The sequence below is a fragment of the Streptomyces specialis genome (genome assembly GCF_001493375.1).
In the GTDB taxonomy this organism is placed as follows: domain Bacteria; phylum Actinomycetota; class Actinomycetes; order Streptomycetales; family Streptomycetaceae; genus Streptomyces; species Streptomyces specialis.
The window spans coordinates 48696-68244 of sequence record NZ_LN929756.1 but is presented as its reverse complement, the minus strand read 5'-3'; the positions used below and the strand labels follow the sequence as shown (position 1 = coordinate 68244).

Below are 19549 nucleotides of genomic sequence, written 5' to 3'. Positions count from 1 at the left end.
GGCGACGAACCGCCCGCCGCGACCCCACAACACCGCACCCCGTGCGGGCGCCGGCAACCGCCCGTCGGGAGCGGCGGAACCAGGCCGCCCGCAGGGCGACGCGGCACGGGCACCCCGGGGCGACGAACCACCCGCCGCGACCCCACAACACCGCACCCCGTGCGGGCGCCGGCAACCGCCCGTCGGGAGCGGCGGAACCAGGCCGCCCGCAGGGCGACGCGGCACGGGCACCCCGAGCGCGACGAACCGCCCGCCGCGAACCCGCACCCCGTACGGACGCGGGCAAGCGGCCGTCCGTCCCGGTGGCGGGGTCAGGGGGTGCGCAGGGCGCCGCCGTCGATCGGGACGACGGTGCCGGTGACGTAACTCGCGGCCGGGGACAGGAGGAACGCGGCGGTGCGGCCGAACTCGTCGGGCTCGCCGTAGCGGCCCAGCGGGATCACCTCCAGGGCGCGGCGGCGGGCCGCGTCGCCGGCCGCCGCGTCCAGCTCCCGCATCCGGTCGGTGGAGATCCGGCCCGGCATCAGGCCGAAGACGCGGATGCCGCGCGGGCCGAACTCGTCCGCCATGTCCTTGGCGACCATGGCGAGGCCGGGCCGCAGGCCGTTGGAGATGCCGAGGCCCGGGATCGGGGAGCGCGCCGAGGTGGACAGGACCATCCCGACCGCGCCGCCGGCCGTCAGCCGGCCCACGACCGTGCGGGCGGTCCTGACCGCGCCGAGGAAGACGTGCTCGAACGCCGTGCGCCACTGCTCGTCCCCGACCTCGGCCGCCGTGCCAGGCGGCGGTCCGCCGACCGAGACCAGCGCGCCGTCCAGCCGCCCGAAGCCCTGGAGCGCCGTGTCCACCAGCCGTCCGGCCGCCTCGGGGTCGCCGAGGTGCGCCGCCACGCCGAGGGCCCGGCCCGCGCCGCCGAGGCGTTCCACGGCGGCGGACACGTTCCCCTCGTCGCGCGAGGACACCACCACGCGCGCGCCGTCGGCCACCAGCGCGGCGGCCGTGGCGAAGCCCAGGCCCTTGCTGCCGCCGGTCACCACATAGACCCGATCCGCCAGTCCCAGATCCACCGCGCCGCTCCCTGTGTCGTTCCGGTCGTCGTTCCGGTCGTCGTCCCGGCCGTCGTGCCGGCCGCCGTTCCCAGCGGGCTTTGAGGCGGCACGCGGGGAACACCCACATACGCCGCGCAGCATCACCGGCATGCATACGAATCCCAGAACTCTACGGCGGCTCCTGCCCCTCGTCCTGCTCACCCTGCTGCCGCTCGGCGCGTGCGGCGGATCGGACGGCTCCGGTGACTCCGGCGGCTCCGGGAACGGCGACGGCGTCGCGTCCGTGGACGGCGACGGCGACGGCGGTGCCGCCGAGGCGGCCGAGGCCGATCCCGTCGAGGAGGCACAGCTCTTCGCGGAGTGCCTGCGCGAGAACGGCGTGGACGTGCCCGACCCGGACCCCGAGACCGGTGAGATCGACTTCCAGGCCGCCGTCGGGAACGGCGACCGCGACGCGCTGATGGTGGCGTTCGAGGCGTGCCGCGACCTGGCGCCCGACCAGCTCATGGAGGAGCGCGCGGAGCCGACCGACGAGCAGTTCGCGGCCATGGAGGAATTCGCCGTCTGCATGCGGGAGAACGGGGTGGACCTGCCGGACCCCGAGCCCGGCGTGGGTTTCCAGCCGGGCGCGGTCGATCCGTCCGTACCGGGCTGGGACGAGGCGCTGGCGTCCTGCGAGGAGCACCTGACGGCGCTGGGGAGGGGCTGAGCGATGAGGCTCCGCACCGCCCTGATCGCCGTGGGCGCGCTGGTCTCGGTCGGCGCCGGCGGCCTGGCCGCGAGCGGGTTCGGCGGGAGCGGCACCGGCCCGGCCGGGGACGCGCCCGACGGGCCGCCCGCGACCGCCGAGGTGACCACCGGGACGCTGACCCGCGTCGAGGAGGTCACCGGCACCCTCGGCTACGGCGACCCGGTGACCGTGACCGCCCCGCCCGCCCCGCCGCCGGCCGAGGGCCAGCCCGCCGGGGACGGGCCGGGCGTCGTGACGTGGCTCGCCGCGCCCGGCGCCCCCGTGAGCCGGGGCGAGGCCCTGTACACGGTGAACGCGCAGCCCGTCCCGCTGCTCTACGGCGACCAGCCGCTCTACCGGCCGCTCCAGCCCGGAGATGAGGGCGAGGACGTCGAGCTGCTGGAACGGAACCTCGCCGAACTCGGCTACACCGGCTTCACCGCCGACGACAGCTACACGGACGCCACGGCGGCGGCCGTCGAGGCGTGGCAGGACGACATCGGCCGCGAGCCGACCGGAACCGTCGCCGTCGCGGACGCGGCGGTGGCGCCGGGCCCGGTGCGCGTCCAGCAGACGCACCTCGCGCCCGGCGCCCCGGCCGAGGGGCCGCTGCTGGACATCACCGGGACCGACCGGCGGATCGACGTCGATCTGGCGGCCGATCTGGAGGACCTGGTGGCGGAGGGCACCACGGCCACCGTCGAACTGCCGGACGGCACCGCGCTGGAGGCCGAGGTCACCGGGATCGGCGCGGCCGTGGCCGAGCAGCCGCCGGAGGGCCAAGGCGAGGCGGTCGTCACGATCCCGCTGGTGCTCGACGTGGCCGACCAGGAGGCGCTGGGCACGTACCAGGCCGCGCCGGTGACGGTGCGGCTCGCGGCGGAGAAGCGCGAGGACGTGCTGACCGTGCCGGTCACGGCGCTGGTCGCGCTCCGCGAGGGCGGCTACGGGCTGGAGGTGGTCGCGGCGGACGGTTCCACGGCGTATGTCGAGGTGACCACCGGGCTCTTCGCGGACGGGATGGTCGAGGTGGCGGGCGAGGGCGTGCGGGACGGGACCGTGGTGGGGGTGCCCGAGTGAGCGGCACGGTTCCCCCGGTGGTCGAGCTGCGCGGCGTCGGCCGGGAGTACGGCGGCGTGACGGCCCTGCGGGACGCCACGCTGACGATCGGGCGCGGCGAACTCGTCGCCGTGGTCGGCCCGTCCGGCTCCGGCAAGTCGACGCTGCTCAACCTGATGGGCACGCTGGACCGGCCCACGTCCGGAGTGGTCAGGATCGACGGGCACGACGTGGGCGGGCTGTCCGACCGGCGGCTGGCGGCGCTGCGGGCGCGGACCATCGGGTTCGTCTTCCAGCAGTTCCATCTGGCGGCGGGCGTACCCGTGCTGGACAGCGTGGCCGACGGCCTGCTGTACGGCGGCACGCCGCGCGCCCGGCGCCGGGCGCTGGCGGAGGAGGCGCTGCGCCGGGTGGGCCTCGGTCACCGCCTGCGCCACCGGCCGCACGAGTTGTCCGGCGGCGAGAAGCAGCGGTGCGCGATCGCCCGCGCGGTGCTGGGCGACCCGTCGGGGGCGTCCGGCCCGGGAGGTCCCAGGCTGTTGCTGGCGGACGAGCCGACCGGCGCGCTGGACTCGGCGTCGGGCAGGACGGTGATGGGGCTGCTGCGTGACCTGCACGCGGCGGGCACCACGGTCGTGGTCATCACCCACGACCAGGACATCGCGGCCTCGCTGCCGCGCCAGGTACGGCTGCGGGACGGCCGGATCGCCGACGACTCGGCCGGGGGTGGGGCACGGTGAACGATCCGCTGCGGGCCGCGCGGCTGCGGCCTGGGGACGCCGTCCGGGTCGGGGCGAGCGGGCTGCGGACGCGGCCGGTGCGGGTGTTCCTGTCCGCGCTGGGCATCGCCATCGGGATCGCGGCCATGATCGCCGTCGTCGGGATCTCGACCTCCGGCCGCGAGGACCTGGACCGGCGGCTCGACGCGCTGGGGACGAACCTGCTGACCGTCGCGCCCGGCCAGTCCTTCACCGGCGGCACGTCCCATCTGCCGGACGAGGCCGAGGAGATGATCGCCCGCGTGGGGCCCGTGGAGTCGGTCGGCGCCACCGGCCGGGTCGAGGTGTCCGTGTACCGCAACGATCACGTGCCGGAGCCCGAGACCAGCGGTATCGGGGGGTACGCGGCGCGGCTCGGGCTGCCGGAGACCGTGGGGGCCGGGATCGCGGAGGGCGCGTGGCTGAACGAGGCCACCGGCGCGTATCCGTCCGTCGTCCTCGGCGCGGACGCCGCCGCCGGGCTCGGGGTGCACGAGCCGGGCGCGCTGGTGTGGCTCGGCGGCCGGTGGTGCGTGGTCGTCGGCATCCTGCGTCCGGCGCCGCTCACGCCGGAGCTGGACTCGTCGGCGCTGGTCGGCTGGGCGTTCGCCGAGGAGGAGCTGGGCTTCGACGGCCACCCGACCACCGTGTACGCCAGGGCCGACGAGGCCGCCGTCCCCGAGGTGCGGGACGTGCTGGCGGCCCCCGCCAACCCGGCCGCGCCGAACGAGGTGAAGGTGTCCCGTCCCTCCGACGCGCTGGCCGCGCAGGAGGCCGCCGACGAGGCGCTGGGCGGGCTGCTGCTGGGCCTGGGCGCGGTGGCGCTGCTGGTCGGCGGTGTCGGGGTGGCCAACACCATGGTCATCTCGGTGCTCGAACGCCGCTCCGAGATCGGGTTGCGGCGCGCGCTGGGCGCGACCAGGGGGCAGGTCCGGGACCAGTTCCTGATCGAGTCGCTGCTGCTGTCCGCGCTCGGTGGCGCGGGCGGTGTGCTGGCCGGGATCGCGGTGACCGCCGGGTACGCGGCCACCCAGGGCTGGCCCGCGCTGGTCCCGGCCTGGGCGATGGCGGGCGGGCTCGGCGCGACGCTGGTGATCGGCGGGCTCGCCGGGTTCTACCCGGCGCTGCGGGCGGCGCGGCTCGCGCCGACGGAGGCACTTACGGCGGTTTGACGCGCGGACCAGCAGGATGGTGTCCGCCTCCTCGGCACGGACCCCGCCGGATCCCCTCGGGCGGGGTCCGTGCCCTGTCCCTCTCCTACACTGGGCTGCGTGGTGAGCACCGACTGGCAGACGGATCTGCGCAAGCGTGGCTACCGGCTGACGCCGCAGCGCCAGCTTGTGCTCGAAGCTGTCGAGAAGCTGGAGCACTCCACCCCGGAGGACATCCTCACGGAGGTCCGCCGCACGGCCGGCGGTGTCAACATCTCGACGGTCTACCGCACGCTGGAGCTGCTGGAGGAGCTGGGTCTGGTCTCCCACACCCACCTCGGCCACGGCGCGCCGACGTATCACCTGGCGGAGCGGCACCGGCATCTGCACCTGATGTGCCGGGACTGCGAGCGGGTCGTCGAGGCGGACATGGAGGTGGCCGGTCCGTTCGCGGAGCGGCTGCGCGAGTCGTTCGGCTTCGACACCGATCTGCGGCACTTCGCGATCTTCGGCCGCTGCGGCGACTGCACGGCCCGGCTGGCCGGGGAGGACCCGGGCGAGGGTCCGTAGGGCAGCCGTAGGCTGGACGGCATGACGCCGTATGTGAGCCCGCTGCTGTCCCTGCCCGGTGCCGTGCCCGCCGTCGAGCCGGACGCCGGAGTCGCCGCGCACTACGGGGACCTCTTCAAGGAGCAACGGGCGCTGGCCAGGGGCGAGGGTCTGGTCGATCTGTCGCACCGTGACGTGGTGACGGTGTCCGGTCCCGACCGGCTGAGCTGGCTGCATCTGCTGCTCACCCAGCATGTGGCGGAGCTGGCGCCGGGCCGGGCCACGGAGTCGCTGATCCTGTCCGCCAAGGGGCACATCGAGCACGTGCTCTATCTGGTGGACGACGGCGAGACGACCTGGATCCACACCGAGCCGGGCGCGGCGGCGGCGCTGCTGGCGTACCTGGAGACCATGAAGTTCCTCTACCGGGTGGAACTCGCGGACCGCACCGGGGAGTTCGCCGTGGTGCACCTGCCGGCCGGTTCGATCGCGACCGTGCCGGACGGGACGGTGGTGCGCGAGACGCCGCACGGGCGGGACGTGTTCCTGCCGCGCGAGGAGCTGGCCGCGTTCGCCGCCGGGCACGGCCCGGCGGCCGGGGTGCTGGCGTACGAGGCGCTGCGGGTGGAGGGGCGCCGGCCCCGGCTGGGCCGGGAGACCGACCACCGGACGATCCCGCACGAGCTGGGCTGGCTGGAGACGGCGGTCCACCTGAACAAGGGCTGCTACCGGGGCCAGGAGACCGTGGCCCGGGTGCACAACCTGGGCCGGCCACCGCGCCGCCTGGTCTTCCTGCACCTGGACGGCAGCGATGTGAGGCTGCCGGAGCACGGCGAACCGGTGCGGCTGGCGGCGGACGGCGCCGGGGGGCGCGAGCTGGGCTTCGTCACGACGTCGGCCCGGCACCACGAGCTGGGGCCGATCGCGCTGGCGCTGGTGAAGCGGAACGTGCCGGTGGACGCCGGGCTGCTGGTCGGGGAGAACACCCCGGCCGCGCAGGAGACGGTGGTCGAGCCCTGAACCGGCCCCCCGGGCGTCCCGGGGGTCCCCGGGAGTCCCGGGAGTCCCGGGGGGTCACAGCTCCAGGAGCACGGTGAACGGGCCGTCGTTGGTCAGCGTGACGCGCATGTCCGCGCCGAACCGGCCCGTTTCGACGCGGGCGCCGAGGGCGCGCAGCCGCGCGCAGACCGTTTCGACGAGCGGTTCGGCGAGCGCGCCGGGCGCGGCGGCGTTCCAGGTGGGGCGACGTCCTTTCCTGGCGTCACCGTAGAGAGTGAACTGCGAAACGATAAGCAGCGGGGCTCCCACGTCGGAGCAGGACTTCTCGCCGTCGAGGACCCGGAGGGTCCACAGCTTGTGGGCGAGCCGCTCGGCGGTCTCGGCCGTATCCTCGTGCGTGGCCCCGACCAGCACACACAGCCCCTGGCCCACGATTTCACCGACGGTCTCGCCGTCGACGGTGACGGCCGCGCCGTCCACCCGCTGTACCACAGCTCGCATAAGGGCCATCATGCCGGAACGTTACTGTTCGGTGCGGGGGAGCCGGATGGGTGCCACGGCGCTGCGCGTGACGGGTGCACAGTGACACGATGCGTGTCACGGGGTACGTACCGCGCTACCGGACCGAAACGGGGACGAGGGGACTTAAAGCGGATGATCACACCGGGTCCCGATACACGCAGCACCCCCCGGGACGTCGCGCAGCCGGAGCTGACCGCGCTCGGCCTGCCGCAGGTGCGGGAGCTGCGCCGGGCGGCGATCCGCGAGGAGGCAGATCTCAGTTTCGTCCGGCGGCTGTTGCAGGGGCGGATCGACATCCTGGAGGCGGAGCGGCGGCGGCGGGTCGCCCAGGAGCCGGGGCTGCTCGCGCAGCTCCCCAGCATCCTGACGGACGAGCCGTCACGGCACCGCTCGTCGGCGCGGCACGTGACGCTCGGGCCGCCCGTGAGCGAGGAGTACCGGCGGCTGGCGGAGGAGATGCTCGACGAGGTCTCGCTGTCCGACCTGACCGCCCTGGGGGACGACGAACTGCACGACGCGCTGGGCCGGCTCGCCCGCTGGGAGGCGCAGGTGTCGCGGCGTCGGCAGTCCCTGCAACGGACGGCGGACGCCTGCGGCAAGGAAATCGCCCGCAGGTACCGTGTGGGGGAGGCGCAGGTCGACGACCTGCTCTCCTGACGCCGCACGCCACCGAGAGGCCCGCACGATGCTTCCGTCCTCCTCCTCGTCCCCGGTGATCGCCGAAGTGGTGCGGTCGGGTTTCGTGGAGGGGCGGCACCACGGCTCGCTGGTGATCCTGGCGCCGGACGGAACGGTGGAGCGGGCCGTGGGCGACGTGGACGCGCCCGTCCTGCCGCGCTCCACCAACAAGCCGATGCAGGCCGCCGGCATCCTGCGCGCGGGCCTGGACCTGGCGGGCGAACGGCTCGCCCTGGCCGCGGCGAGCCACGCCGGGGAGGACTTCCACCAGGAGCTGGTGCGCGCGCTGCTGGCCGAACACGGCCTGACGGAGGCGGCGTTGCGCTGCCCGGAGGAGCGGCCCGGGTACGGCGAGGGGCCGGGGCCGGCCGGCCGGACGGCGATGAACTGCTCGGGCAAGCACGCCGCGATGCTCGCCGTGTGCGGGGTGCGCGGCTGGTCGCTGGAGGACTGTCTCTCCCCGGACCACCCGTTGCAGCGGCTGATCCGCGAGACCGTCGAGACGGCGACGGGCGAACCGGTGGCCCATGTGGCGGTGGACGGCTGCGGCGCGCCGCTGTTCGCGGTGTCGCTGGCGGGCCTGGCGCGGGCGTTCCGCGCCCTGGTCCTGGCGCCCCCCGGCAGCCCGGAACGCCGCGTGGCGGACGCGATGCGGGCCCACCCCGCGTACGTGGCGGGCACGGGCCGCCTGGACACGCTGCTGATGCGGGCGGTTCCCGGTCTGCTGTCGAAGGCGGGCGCGGAGGCCGTGCAGGCGGTGGCCCTGCCGGACGGCCGGGCGGTCGCCCTGAAGATCGAGGACGGCGCCCTCCGCGCCCGGGGCCCGGTCCTGGCCGCCGCCCTGACCTCGCTCGGCGTGGACGCCTCGGCGATCCCCGCTTCCCCGGTCCTCGGCGGCGGCCGGCCGGTGGGAGAGGTCCGCGCGGTCCTCTGAGGAGGCCGCCGCCGGAGGGGCCGCCGGGGGCGCGGGGGCACCGGAAAAACCCCTTGGCCCGGGTCACGGGCGGCGACGTAGCCTCGGGGCATGGCCCTGAGCACTCGTTTCGTCGTCGACAGCGCCGCCGACACCGACGCCTGGATCCGGGCGGTGCACACCGGATTCCTCAACCCTCCCGCCCTCAGCCAGGAGACCCTGGACGCGCGGCGGGCGAAGCAGGATTTCCGGCGGGCGCGCGGGGTGTTCGACGGGGAGCGGTGCGTCGCCACGTTCCGCAGCTTCGATCAGCGGCTCACCGTCCCCGGCGGCGCCGCCGTCGCGGCCAACGCCGTGACCGCGGTGACCGTCCACGCCACCCACCGGCGGCGGGGGCTGCTCAGCGGGCTCATGTCCGCCGATCTCGCCGAGGCCAAGGAACGCGGCGACGCCGTCGCGACACTGGTGGCCGCCGAGTACCGGATCTACGGGCGGTACGGGTTCGGGCCGGCCGCCGCGTTCACCACCTGGCGGGTGGACGGCACCCGCACCGGGCTCGACCCGCGCTGGGCGCTGCCGGAGAGCGAGGGGACGCTCTCCTTCGTGGACGGCGCCGAGGTGCGCAAGGCCGGGCCCGAGCTGCACGAGCGGTTCCGCGCGGGCCGGGCCGGGGCCGTCGACCGCGACGCGCTGTTCTGGGAGCGGGCCACCGGGGAGGCGCGGTTCGACATCCAGCCGTGGCAGGAGCCGTTCCATGTGCTGTACCGCGACGCCGGCGGCGTGCCGCGGGGGCTGGTCACGTTCACCGTGGAGAACCGCTGGGAAGCGAGCATGCCGGGGAACGCCGCGACCGTCCAGAGCCTGATCGCCACCTCGCCGGCCGCCGAGTGGACGCTGTGGCGGTTCCTGCTGTCGATCGACTGGGTGACGACCCTGGACACCGGCCGGGCCGCGCCCGACTCGCCGCTCCCGCTGCTGCTGCCCGACGCGCGGGCCGCCGCCGTCCGGGAGCACGCGGACCTCCTCTGGGTGCGCCCGCTGGACGTGCCCCGGATGCTGTCCGCCCGCTCCTACGCCGCCGAGGGCGAGCTGGTGCTCGGCATACGCGACCCGCTCGGCCTCGCCGAGGGCCGTTACCTGCTCGACGCGTCGCCGCGGGAGGCGACGTGCGCGCCCACCCGGCGCGCGCCCGATCTCGTACTCGACGCCGGTGTGTTCGCCCGTCTCTACCTGGGGGAGTTCTCCGCGACGCGGCTCGCGGCCGTGGGGTGGATCGAGGAGGAGACGACGGGAGCGGCGGCCCGTGCGGATCTGCTCCTCCGCACGGACCACCGCCCCTGGTGCCCCGACATCTTCTGATTTCGCAGATCCGATCCGGCTAGAGGCCGCCGACCAGCAGCGTCACTAACACCGTCGTGCCCACCCAGGCACAGGTGTAGTTCCGCCGCTGAAGTCCCGTCCGCAGGATCAGCAGGCCGACCAGGCCCGGCAGCCCGAACTGGATTTCCACCGCCCGCTCCACCGCGATGCCGAGGGCAGCCACGGTAATCGTGGAGATGAGCATGACCACTCCTCACATCACGTCAACTTCGCTGAGGTCGCCGCAAGTTGGCTAAGTTGTCAACCAACTATATGCTTGTTTTCCCCAGTTGGCGGCAGCTCGGAAACGTCCTCATATCAACGTTCTTCATCTGGCCGAAAGTTGTATGGTGTTGAGCCGTGAGTGAGGAGATCGCCCCGGACAGCGAGCCCCCGCACCCAGTGGGCGACCTGCTCTCATCGGACCATGTCGCCGGCGTGCTGCGGGACCGCATACGCTCGGGCGCGCTCGCCATGCACGCGAAGCTGCCCACCCAGCGCGCCCTGGTCGAGGAGTTCGGCGTCAACCGGACCATCGTCCGGCAGGCGCTGGGCATCCTGGAACGCGAGGGCTACGTCAGCACCCGGGGACGCGGCGCTCCGGCCATGGTCAGCGCGCCGATGGCGGACACGCCCCGGCCGGCCGGTGTGGAGGTGGCCGACCGCATCGCCGTCGCGTTCCAGGCCGAGGACGTCTCCATCGACGCGTTCTGCCTCACCACCGAAACGCTCAACTCGGCGCTGGCCGCCCCCCTGATCGCCATCTCGGCGGGCGAACTGGCCCCCGTCTCCATCTCCGTCCGGGTCCTCCTGCCCAGCCCCGACGCCCCGCTGGCCTACCCCCGACTGGTGTCGGACCCCCTGGACAAACGTCCGCTGGCCCGGCTCCGGCAGCTCACCCGGACGTTCTCGACGTCTCTGCGCCACCAGCTCACCTCGCTGGCCGAGATGCGGCTGGTCCCGAAGGTCAGCGTGGAGATCCGCAGCGTCGCGATCACCCCGGTGCAGAAGCTCTACCTGCTCAACGGCACCGAGGTGCTGACCGCGTACTACCAAGTCGTGCCGCGCGTCGTGGAGTTCGAGCGGGAGCAGTTGGAGATCTACGACGTCCTGGGCCTGAGTTCGAAGGTCTTCCGGTCGTCGTCGGACACCGCGTTCGTTGAAGAGTCACACTTGTGGTTCGAGTCCCTCTGGTCAACGCTGGCCCAACCGCTCACACTCGGTTAGATGAGGGAACTCATCGGTAACGCCAACTGTGTTCTCTTCGACTTCGACGGCCCCGTCTGCCAGCTCTTCGCGGTCAGAACCGCCGAGTCCATCGCGCACCGGCTGCGCGAGCTGACCGCGGAGCTGTCCGTGTCGGCGCTGCTGACCGCCGAATTACGGACCTCCCCCGATCCGCACCAGGTGCTGCGCGGCATCGCCAGGCGCCGCCCGGGAACGGCGATCGTGCGGCGCCTGGAGGCCGCCCTGACCACCGAGGAGATCTCGGCCGCGGCCACCGCCCTCCCGACGCCCTACGCCGCCGCGCTGATCGCGGCCCTGTCCACGCGCGGCAGGCAGGTCGCCATCGCCACCAACAACTCGCCGCTGGCCGCGGAGGAGTACCTGCGCCGGCACAAGCTGTCCGGCTACGTGGGCGGCCGGGTCCACGGCAGGACCGGCGACATCGGGCGGCTCAAGCCGCACCCCGACTCGCTGTTGCGCGCCCTGGCCTCGACCAGGACACCCGCCCACCGGTCCCTGATGATCGGCGACAGCGTCGCCGACCTGGGCGCCGCGACGGCGGCCGGGGTGCCGTTCATCGGATACGCGCCGGACGAGACGGCGGCGGATCGGCTCGAAGACGCGGGCGCGTCGTATGTCGTGCGCTCCCTCGAACAGGTTCTCACGGCGCTCATCACCCCCTCCTTCGGGTGAGACCTGCCCATTCGGGCCATCGGCAGACCCCCCCGTACGGCGTACCGTGCTGTCAACCGGCCAACCACACCGCCTCACGACCAACCACGGACAACCGGAAGCACGTACGACCGACCAGTCACCACCCCGACCAACCCGACCGACTCGCCGCCGGAAGGCCACCACCATGAGCCAACCGCTGCCTGCCCTCCGCGGGCACCACCGCATCTGGCAGGTCCTGCGCGCGGAGGGGGAGCTGGCGCCCCTGGGACGGCTGAAAGCCGGCCGTCCACGGCCCGGAGCGCCTCGCTTCGACCCGCGCTGTTTCGACAACGAGGAAGACCTTCTCATCGAACTGGCCCTGCTGGGCGTGGAACGCATCGCCCCCGTCTACCGCATCGGGCCCGGCGATCTGCGTGTGCACGGCTTCATCGAGGGCGAGCCCCTGTCGGTGTCCCGGCCGCCGGGCACCCCCCTCCACGACGCCGAACTCGCCCAGCTCGCCGCGCTGTTCGGGCGCATGGCCACCGTGTCGCCGGACGCTCTCGCGCTGACGCACCGCTGTCCGGCGGGCCTGCGGCCACGCACCAGCCGGGACTTCCTGCGCGGCCTGATCCGTTTCACCCGGCGCCGCGTCTGGGGCGTCCACCGACCGCGCCTGGGCGGGCTGTTCACCGCGCTGGGCGTCGATCCCGGTGTGCTGGCCCCGACCGGGCCGCTCGCCAGGGAGGCCGCGCTGCTGACGGACCGCCCGTTCTGCCTGCTCCACGCCGACCTGCACCGCGACAACCTCATCGTCGCGGAGTCCGACGGCCTGCTGTGGACGATCGACTGGGAGCTGGCGCTGATCGGGGACCCGGTGTACGACCTCGCCACCCACCTGCACCTGATGGGCTACCCGCCCGCGCAGGAGCGGGAGTTCCCCGAGCGGTGGGCGCGGGCGGTGCGGGAGTCCCTGCCGGGCGCGGCGGCCGGGCTGTCGCGCGACCTGCCGCGCTATCTGGCGTACAAGCGCGTCCAGTCGGTGTTCACCGATGTGATCCGGCAGGCGCACGTGGTCCGTTCGACGCCGGCCGCCGAACTGCCCGCCCAGCTCGCGCGCACCGGCGAGGCGGTGAGCGCCGTGATCAGACGCGCCGCGCGCACACTGGGGCTGGGCCGGGTGCCCGGCCCTCGTGCTGTCGAGGCCGCCTACGCGGCGTTCGGCGCGACGCGGGCGCCCCGGGTGCGGAGCGCCGCTCCGGCGACCCCCTCGCCGGCGGCTCCGGCGGCCACCGGGACCGCCGCGTGGCGGCCGGGCCGGCCGGACGGCGGATGACGGCCGCGCCCCGCCGGACGGCCCTCGCCGGGCCGGCGGCGTCACGCGATCCACCCGGAATGCCCGCCGGTTCGAGGGAACCAGCGGGGCGGGAGTACGTAGGCTGGGGTCCACCCGATTCACCTGTTCCACCCGCTCCGTACTCCCTCTCCCCAGGAGGATGTCCCCATGACCGGCCCGGCCCCGGAGACCAACGAGCCCGCCCACGACCCGGAGGTGCTCCAGCTCGCGGCGAAGATCTTCGATCTGGCGCGGGAGGGGGACGCCGCGACCGTCGCCGCCTACGTGGACGCGGGCGTGCCGCCGAACCTGAGCAACGACAAGGGCGACACGCTGCTGATGCTCGCGGCCTACCACGGCCACGCGGACACCGTCCGCGTCCTGCTCGACCGCGGCGCCGACGCCCGCCAGGGCAACGACAAGGGGCAGACGCCGATCGCCGGCGCCGTGTTCAAGGGCGCTGTCGAGGTGGTCCGCACCCTCCTGGAGGCGGGCGCGGACCCGTCGGCCGGCCATCCGTCGGCCATCGACACGGCCCGCATGTTCGGCAGGACCGAGCTGCTCGACCTCTTCGGCGCGCGCTAGCGGGCGGCGGGGCGGGGGCCGGTCGGCGCGACCGGCTCCTGCAACTCCGTCACCCAGTCGGTCTGGTCCTCGCCCGGGCACTCCAGGTAGACCTCGCGCGCCATCCCCAGCGAGCGGTAGCCGTTCGTCTCGGTCCACCGGGCGATGGCCTGGAGGCTGGACACGATGTGGTCCATGGGTCCGTGGTGGACGACGGTCGCCGCGCTCTCCAGCGCGGGCAGGTCCACCACGGCGAACCCGTACGTCTCGTCCGGCTCCACGGCGACCGGCAGCGCGGCGTGCACGACGACGCCCTCACCGTCCGGCACCGGCTCGTAGTACGCGAGGGCCGGCCCGGTGGGGGCCACCCCCGCCGCCGCCAGGCGGCGTTCCAGCTCGTCGTAGAGCGGCTCGATGACCGGGCCGATGTCCTCGTTGGTGTCCTTGGCGGCGATCCCGGTCAGCTCCGCGACGCGGACGGCCGGGACGTTCTTCAGCACGACTTCCTCGGTGGGCATGCGGCCCTCCCTCTCGATCATCCGGAGCCTCGCCGCGACACCGGCCAGCCGCCGCGTGTCCGCGGCGACCCGGTCGGCCAGCTCGGCGCGCCGCAGCCGCAGCATGCCGTTCAGCTCCTCGGCGCTGACCTGCTCGTCGAGCAGGACGGCCACCTGCTGAAGCGTGAACCCGAGGTCCCTGAGCGCGACGACGCGGTTCAGCCGGGTCAACTGCGCGGCCTCGTACCAGCGGTAACCGGTGCGGGGGTCGGTGCGGGCGGGGCGGAGCAGGCCGATCGCGTCGTAGTGCCGCAGCATGCGGACCGACACGCGGCCGTGCCAGGCGAAATCTCCGATGGTGAACATGACGCGTCCTACTCCACCGCCTCACACGGTGTCAGGGTCAAGGCCGTTCCGCCAGCGGCCGGTTCAGCCGTCGAGGTACCGCAGCACGGCCAGTACCCGGCGGCTCTGGCCGCCGGCCGCCGGCAGGTCCAGCTTGTCGAAGATGGCGTTGATGTGTTTCTCGACCGCGCTGCGCGACACCCACAGCCGGTCCGCGATGGCGGCGTTGGTGTGGCCCTGCGCCATCTCGCGCAGCACCTCCCGCTCGCGCGGCGTGAGCCGCGCCAGCCCTTCGGCGTGCGAGCTGCGCGCGAGGAGCCGCCGCACCACCTCCGGGTCGAACGCGGTACGGCCCGCCGCCACCCGGTGCAGCGCGTCGAGGAACTCCTCGACCTCGGTCACCCGGTCCTTCAGCAGGTAGCCGACGCCCGCCGGGTCGCCGGTCAACAGCTCGGTCGCGTACCGGCGTTCCACGTACTGGGACAGCACGAGGACCCCGGTGCCGGGGTGGCGGCGCCGGATCTCCAGGGCGGCCCGCAGGTTCTCGTCGGTGTGCGTCGGCGGCATCCGGACGTCGACCACCGCCACATCGGGCGGCTCCCGGTCCACCGCGGCGAGCAGCGCGTCTGCGTCACCGACCGCGGCCGGCACCTGATGGCCCTCCTCGGTGAGCAGCCGGACCAACCCCTCGCGCAGCAGCGTGGAGTCGTCCGCCAGGATCACGCGCACGGCAGCCCCGCCACGACCGCGGTCGGCCCGCCCGCCGGGCTCTCCACCCGCAGCGTCCCGTCGAGCGCCGACGCCCGCCGGGCCAGGCCGAGCAGACCGCTGCCCGCCGGATCGGCGCCGCCCACGCCGTCGTCCACCACCCGCACGTCGATGACGCCGGGCCGGGCGGCGGAGTCGGCCAGCCGGATGTCGATCAGCCGGGCTCCGGAGTGCTTGACGGCGTTGGTGACCGCCTCGGAGACCACGAAGTAGGCGACCGTCTCCGCCGCGCGGCCCGGCCGGGCGGTCAGCCGGTAGTCCAGCCGCACCGGCAGCGGCGACCGTTCGGCGACCGCCTCCAGCGCCGCGTGCAGCCCGGCTTCGTCGAGCACGGTCGGGTAGACCCGCCAGGCCACCTCGCGCAGGTCGCTCATCGCCTGCCGGGCCTCCCGGTGGGCCTGCGCCAGCAGCTCCCGCACCTCGGCGTCGTCCCGGCCCGAGCGCCGCGCCCGGCCCAGCAGCATCCCGACGGCCACCAGCCGCTGCTGCACCCCGTCGTGCAGGTCGCGCTCGATCCGCCGCCGCTCCTCGTGCACGGCCTCCACCACCCCGGCCCGGCTGGCCGCCAGCTCCTCGATCCGCCGCTCCAGCGCCTCGGGGCCGCCGGGGCCGAACGTCCGCCGCACGAGCCGCTCCTCCAGGTCCGCGACGGCCGACACCCCGTGCGCGCCGAGGAAGAACAGGAACCACCCGCCGACCGCGGACCCGAAGATCTCCCCGGCGTTCCGCAGATCGTCGGCGAAGGCCCAGCCCCACACCAGCGCCGACCCGTAGGCCGCGCCCACGGCCACCGACAGCAGCACCAGCGCGCCGAGCGCGCCCAGCGCCCAGCGCGCGGTCAGATCCCGCAGCGCCGCGCGGGACGCCTCAGGCCCCGCCGCGCGGGACGCCTCCGGGAGGGGCACGGCCCGGCCGGCCAGGAACCGCGCCACCCGGGCACGTTCCAGGGCGGCCACGCGGACCAGCGCCCCGGACGTCCGGCGGCCCGGCAGGGCGTACGCGACGAGCGCGACGAGGACACCGGGAAACGCCGTGGCCGCGCCCACCGCCAGACCGGCCGCCATCCGCAGCCGGTCGCGCACCACCTTCCGCATGGACTCCACGCTAGCCGAGCCGGACCGCCGCGCGGACTGCGGTTTTCCACAGGTCCGGGACGGGGGCGGGCACCCTCGCCCCCGGGGGACGGAGGTCCGTAGCGTCGCCACCGTGATCTTCTCCCCCACCGAAGGAACGGCCGAACCGGCCGCGGATCCCGGCGGTATCACCGGCTGGGCCACCGACCTGATGGACTCGCTCGGCGCCACCGGCGCGGGCGCGGCCATCGCCCTGGAGAACCTCTTCCCGCCCCTGCCCAGCGAAGTGATCCTGCCCCTGGCCGGGTTCACGGCCAGCCAGGGCGGGATGAGCCTGGGGGCCGCGCTGTTCATGACGACGCTCGGCTCGGTCGTCGGGGCGCTGGCGCTCTACGGGGTGGGCGCCCTGTTCGGCCGCGAACGGCTGCTCGCCGTGGCGGCCAGGATGCCGCTGGTGAAGGTCGCCGACATCGAGCGGACGGAGGCGTGGTTCGCGCGGCACGGCACCAAGGCGGTCTTCTTCGGCCGGATGATCCCTCTCTTCCGCAGCCTGATCTCCGTGCCGGCCGGTGTCGAACGGATGCCGCTGATGACGTTCACCCTGCTCACCACGGTCGGCAGCGCCATCTGGAACACCGTCTTCGTGCTGGCGGGCTACCGCCTCGGCGAGGACTGGGAGCGGGTGACCGATCTGGTGGGCGTCTACTCCAAGGCCGTCCTCGGCGCCGCGGCACTCGCGGTGGCGGTGTTCGTCGCCCTCCGGCTCACCCGCCCCGGCCGCGGAAGGCGCCGGGCCTCCGGGCCGTGACCGGGCCCGCGCGGCCCGGGCCGTGACGGCGAGGGCGCGCGCGGGGCCGGTGCCTTCAGGCCGTGCCGGCGGCGACCGGCCGGTCCTCGGACGCGGACGGCGGACGGGGACCGCCCGGCTTCTGCTCCGCGGGGCCGCCGCGCAGCGGGACCTCGCGGACGAACCAGCTCGCGACGAACGCCAGGATCGCGATGAGGCCGCCGACCAGGAACGCCGCCTGGGTGCCGGAGGCGACCGCCTGCTGGTACATCTCGCGGGCCGCCGTGGGCAGCGCGGCCAGGCTGTCGGCGTCGAGCTGGGCGGATTCGGCGGTGACGGCCGAGCCACCGCGTGCCTCCATCTCGTCCTGGACGCGGCTGGTGAAGAGCGCGCCCATGATGGCGACGCCGAACGAGCTGCCCAGCGTGCGGGAGAGGGTGGCGGTGGAGGAGGCGACGCCCATGTCCTTCAGCTCCACGCTGTTCTGCGCGACCAGCATGGTGATCTGGAGCAGGAAGCCGAGGCCCGCGCCGAGCACCGCCATGTACAGGCCCGAGGTGAGCCGCGAGGTGCCGGTGTCCATCCGGGCGAGCAGCAGCAGGCCGACCGCCATGAGCGCGCTGCCCACGATCGGGTAGATCCGGTAGCGGCCGGTGCGGGTGGTGGCCCGGCCGATGACGAGGGAGACGCCCATCATGGCGAGCAGCATCGGCAGCAGCAACAGACCCGAGTTGGTGGCGGAGGCGCCCTGCACGGCCTGCTGGAACAGCGGCAGGTAGAGGATCGCGCCGAACATGGTGAAGCCGCTGAGGAAGCCGATGGCCGTCACGAGGGTGAAGTTGCGGTTGCGGAAGATGTGCGGCGGCATGACCGGCTCGGCGGCCCGCGTCTCGACGCGCAGGAACGCGGCGAGGGCGACGACGCCCACGACGATCAGGCCGATGATCCGCGCCGAGCCCCAGGCGTACTCGGTGCCGCCCCAGGTGGTGACGAGGACGAACGAGGTGATGCCGAGGGTGAGGAGCACGGCGCCGAGGTAGTCGATACGGGCGGTCGCGCGCCGCTTCGGCAGGTGCAGCACCGCCGTGACCATGGCGAGGGCGACGGCGCCGAGCGGCAGGTTGATGTAGAAGGTCCAGCGCCAGCCGAGGAGGTCGGTGATGACGCCGCCGACGGCCGGGCCGCCGATCATGGCCAGGGCCATCACGCCCGCGATCATGCCCTGGTACTTGCCGCGCTCGCGCGGCGGGATGAGGTCGCCGATGATCGCCATGGTGCCGACCATCAGGCCGCCGGCGCCCAGCCCCTGGATGACGCGGAAGCCGATGAGCTGGCCCATGTCCTGGGCCAGGCCGGAGAGCGCGGAGCCGGCGAGGAAGATCACGATCGCGGTGAGGAAGGCGCCCTTCCTGCCGTACATGTCGCCGATCTTGCCCCAGATGGGGGTGGAGGCGGCGGTGGCGAGGGTGTAGGCGGTGACCACCCAGGAGAGGTGCTCCACCCCGCCGAGTTCACCGACGATGGTGGGCATCGCCGTGCCGATGATCATGTTGTCCAGCATGGCGAGCATGATCGAGATCAGCAGCGCCATCAGGACGACGCGGACGCTGCGCGGAGCGGGCCCGGCGGATTCCGCGGACCCACCGGCCTCGGCGGGCGGGCCGGAAGCCGCCCCGCCTATGGGACCGGTGCTGCTGTCGGCCGGACTCTCGGACACGTTTCTTCCCCGTTCCCCTGACTTCTGGCTTACTTGCCGCCCGGCTAGTAGGCGTACCCTGAAGACGCTAGAACTCTTACTAGCCGGTCGTCAAGCAAGTATGTGGGGAGCCCGGGAGCACGATGAACAGCACGCGGCAGACACGGCGGTCCGACACCCGCCAGCGCATCCAGGACGTCGCTCTGGAGCTGTTCGCCGAGCAGGGGTACGACAAGACGTCCCTCCGCGAGATCGCCGAACGGCTCGATGTGACCAAGGCGGCGCTGTACTACCACTTCCGGACCAAGGAGGACATCCTCAACGGCCTGGTCGAGGACCTGACCCGCCCCATGGACGAGCTGATGGCGTGGGCGCGCGAGCAGCCGCCCACCCTGGAGGTACGGCGCGAGGTGCTGCGCCGGTACAGCGAGGCCCTCAGCGGCGCCGAGCCGCTCTTCCGTTTCCTGCACGAGAACCAGGCGTCGCTGCGGGAGCTGAGCATCGGCGCGGACCTCAAGGAACGCGTGCTGCTCATGAGCGACCTGATGCTGCCGGAGCGCGCGACGCTGACCGACCGGATGCGCTGCATGAGCGCGCTGTTCACGATGCACGTGGGCATGCACGGGCTGCGGCACGTCGACGCCCCGCCGGAGGAGAAGCGGCTGGCCGCGCTGCGGGTCGCGATCGAGCTGGTGGAACGCGCGCACGCGGAGGACGACGCGGGCTGATCGCCGGCCGGAGGGGGGCAAACCTCCGCTGACCCGGATTCATCTGCACAGGTGATTTATGTGCTTGTCTCGCGTTCGGAGTCGGCTTCCCGCCACGCGCTGGGAAG

General features: G+C 74.0%; 22 protein-coding genes. 15 read left to right on the top strand and 7 right to left on the bottom strand.

The genetic code is table 11. From position 1 onward, the window contains the following. Positions 1-311 precede the first annotated feature (311 nt). Complete coding sequence (locus BN2279_RS01205) at positions 312-1067, bottom strand: SDR family oxidoreductase (protein WP_059005810.1); 756 nt, start codon at positions 1065-1067, stop codon at positions 312-314. A 130-nt stretch (positions 1068-1197) separates the two neighbouring features. Here BN2279_RS01205 and BN2279_RS01200 point away from each other — a divergent pair, with 130 nt between their 5' ends. The 6 genes from BN2279_RS01200 to ygfZ all read left to right on the top strand — a co-directional run bounded on the left by BN2279_RS01200 (position 1198) and on the right by ygfZ (position 6316). After that, positions 1198-1758 carry a hypothetical protein gene (locus BN2279_RS01200; RefSeq protein WP_059005809.1) on the top strand — a complete coding sequence of 187 codons (561 nt, stop codon included), beginning with the start codon at positions 1198-1200 and terminating at the stop codon, positions 1756-1758. 3 nt (positions 1759-1761) lie between these two features. Then, the gene (locus tag BN2279_RS01195) at positions 1762-2859 is read left to right on the top strand and encodes a peptidoglycan-binding domain-containing protein (RefSeq protein WP_059005808.1); all 1098 of its coding nucleotides are present in this window, start codon (positions 1762-1764) and stop codon (positions 2857-2859) included. Next, a complete protein-coding gene (locus BN2279_RS29680) occupies positions 2856-3578 on the top strand; it encodes an ABC transporter ATP-binding protein (protein ID WP_059005807.1) in 723 nt (240 codons plus the stop codon). Before BN2279_RS01195 ends, BN2279_RS29680 begins: the two co-directional genes overlap by 4 nt. After that, positions 3575-4768 carry an ABC transporter permease gene (locus BN2279_RS01185; RefSeq protein ID WP_059005806.1) on the top strand — a complete coding sequence of 398 codons (1194 nt, stop codon included), beginning with the start codon at positions 3575-3577 and terminating at the stop codon, positions 4766-4768. Before BN2279_RS29680 ends, BN2279_RS01185 begins: the two co-directional genes overlap by 4 nt. 99 nt (positions 4769-4867) lie before the next feature. After that, positions 4868-5317, top strand: a complete 450-nt coding sequence (locus tag BN2279_RS01180; RefSeq protein ID WP_059005805.1) for a Fur family transcriptional regulator — start codon at positions 4868-4870, stop codon at positions 5315-5317. 21 nt (positions 5318-5338) lie between these two features. Further along, positions 5339-6316 carry a CAF17-like 4Fe-4S cluster assembly/insertion protein YgfZ gene (gene ygfZ, locus BN2279_RS01175; RefSeq protein WP_059005804.1) on the top strand — a complete coding sequence of 326 codons (978 nt, stop codon included), beginning with the start codon at positions 5339-5341 and terminating at the stop codon, positions 6314-6316. A gap of 54 nt (positions 6317-6370) precedes the next feature. Here the strand turns inward: ygfZ and dtd are convergent, their stop codons facing one another. Next, on the bottom strand, positions 6371-6796 hold the full coding sequence (gene dtd, locus BN2279_RS01170) for a D-aminoacyl-tRNA deacylase (protein WP_059005803.1): 426 nt from the start codon (positions 6794-6796) through the stop codon (positions 6371-6373). A 153-nt stretch (positions 6797-6949) separates the two neighbouring features. On the opposite strand from dtd, the gene BN2279_RS01165 reads away from it, so the two are divergent. The 3 genes from BN2279_RS01165 to BN2279_RS01155 all read left to right on the top strand — a co-directional run bounded on the left by BN2279_RS01165 (position 6950) and on the right by BN2279_RS01155 (position 9767). Continuing rightward, positions 6950-7474, top strand: a complete 525-nt coding sequence (locus BN2279_RS01165; RefSeq protein ID WP_059005802.1) for an RsiG family protein — start codon at positions 6950-6952, stop codon at positions 7472-7474. 28 nt (positions 7475-7502) lie between these two features. Then, positions 7503-8429 carry an asparaginase gene (locus tag BN2279_RS01160; RefSeq protein ID WP_059005801.1) on the top strand — a complete coding sequence of 309 codons (927 nt, stop codon included), beginning with the start codon at positions 7503-7505 and terminating at the stop codon, positions 8427-8429. A 90-nt stretch (positions 8430-8519) separates the two neighbouring features. Beyond that, positions 8520-9767, top strand: coding sequence for a GNAT family N-acetyltransferase (locus tag BN2279_RS01155; RefSeq protein ID WP_059005800.1), 1248 nt, complete (start codon positions 8520-8522; stop codon positions 9765-9767). Between the two features lie 19 nt (positions 9768-9786). Here the strand turns inward: BN2279_RS01155 and BN2279_RS01150 are convergent, their stop codons facing one another. Next, positions 9787-9972, bottom strand: a complete 186-nt coding sequence (locus BN2279_RS01150) for a hypothetical protein (protein WP_059005799.1) — start codon at positions 9970-9972, stop codon at positions 9787-9789. Positions 9973-10127: 155 nt separating this feature from the next. Here BN2279_RS01150 and BN2279_RS01145 point away from each other — a divergent pair, with 155 nt between their 5' ends. The 4 genes from BN2279_RS01145 to BN2279_RS01130 all read left to right on the top strand — a co-directional run bounded on the left by BN2279_RS01145 (position 10128) and on the right by BN2279_RS01130 (position 13569). Continuing rightward, positions 10128-10994: a winged helix-turn-helix domain-containing protein gene (locus BN2279_RS01145; protein WP_234347260.1), complete on the top strand. Its 867-nt coding sequence runs from the start codon at positions 10128-10130 to the stop codon at positions 10992-10994. Then, complete coding sequence (locus BN2279_RS01140) at positions 10995-11687, top strand: HAD family hydrolase (RefSeq protein WP_059005797.1); 693 nt, start codon at positions 10995-10997, stop codon at positions 11685-11687. It abuts the gene before it with no gap. Between the two features lie 166 nt (positions 11688-11853). Beyond that, positions 11854-12984, top strand: coding sequence for an aminoglycoside phosphotransferase family protein (locus BN2279_RS01135; protein WP_059005796.1), 1131 nt, complete (start codon positions 11854-11856; stop codon positions 12982-12984). A gap of 168 nt (positions 12985-13152) precedes the next feature. Next, entirely contained in the window at positions 13153-13569 is a 417-nt protein-coding gene (locus BN2279_RS01130; protein WP_059005795.1) for an ankyrin repeat domain-containing protein, read from the top strand. Here the strand turns inward: BN2279_RS01130 and BN2279_RS01125 are convergent. From BN2279_RS01125 to BN2279_RS01115, 3 genes are all read right to left on the bottom strand, one after another. Continuing rightward, positions 13566-14411 carry a MerR family transcriptional regulator gene (locus BN2279_RS01125; RefSeq protein WP_059005794.1) on the bottom strand — a complete coding sequence of 282 codons (846 nt, stop codon included), beginning with the start codon at positions 14409-14411 and terminating at the stop codon, positions 13566-13568. The genes BN2279_RS01130 and BN2279_RS01125 overlap by 4 nt on opposite strands. A 63-nt stretch (positions 14412-14474) precedes the next feature. Continuing rightward, positions 14475-15119, bottom strand: a complete 645-nt coding sequence (locus BN2279_RS01120) for a response regulator transcription factor (RefSeq protein ID WP_059005793.1) — start codon at positions 15117-15119, stop codon at positions 14475-14477. Continuing rightward, on the bottom strand, positions 15110-16252 hold the full coding sequence (locus tag BN2279_RS01115; protein WP_059005792.1) for an ATP-binding protein: 1143 nt from the start codon (positions 16250-16252) through the stop codon (positions 15110-15112). The genes BN2279_RS01120 and BN2279_RS01115 overlap by 10 nt, the downstream gene beginning before the upstream one ends. A gap of 190 nt (positions 16253-16442) precedes the next feature. Here BN2279_RS01115 and BN2279_RS01110 point away from each other — a divergent pair, with 190 nt between their 5' ends. After that, entirely contained in the window at positions 16443-17039 is a 597-nt protein-coding gene (locus BN2279_RS01110) for a DedA family protein (RefSeq protein ID WP_234347269.1), read from the top strand. Positions 17040-17094: 55 nt separating this feature from the next. Here the strand turns inward: BN2279_RS01110 and BN2279_RS01105 are convergent, their stop codons facing one another. Further along, the gene (locus BN2279_RS01105; RefSeq protein ID WP_079031717.1) at positions 17095-18609 is read right to left on the bottom strand and encodes an MDR family MFS transporter; all 1515 of its coding nucleotides are present in this window, start codon (positions 18607-18609) and stop codon (positions 17095-17097) included. A 248-nt stretch (positions 18610-18857) separates the two neighbouring features. Here BN2279_RS01105 and BN2279_RS01100 point away from each other — a divergent pair, with 248 nt between their 5' ends. Continuing rightward, positions 18858-19442 (top strand): TetR/AcrR family transcriptional regulator, encoded by a 585-nt coding sequence (locus BN2279_RS01100; RefSeq protein ID WP_059005791.1) that lies wholly within the window; start codon positions 18858-18860, stop codon positions 19440-19442. The last annotated feature ends 107 nt before the right edge of the window (positions 19443-19549 follow it).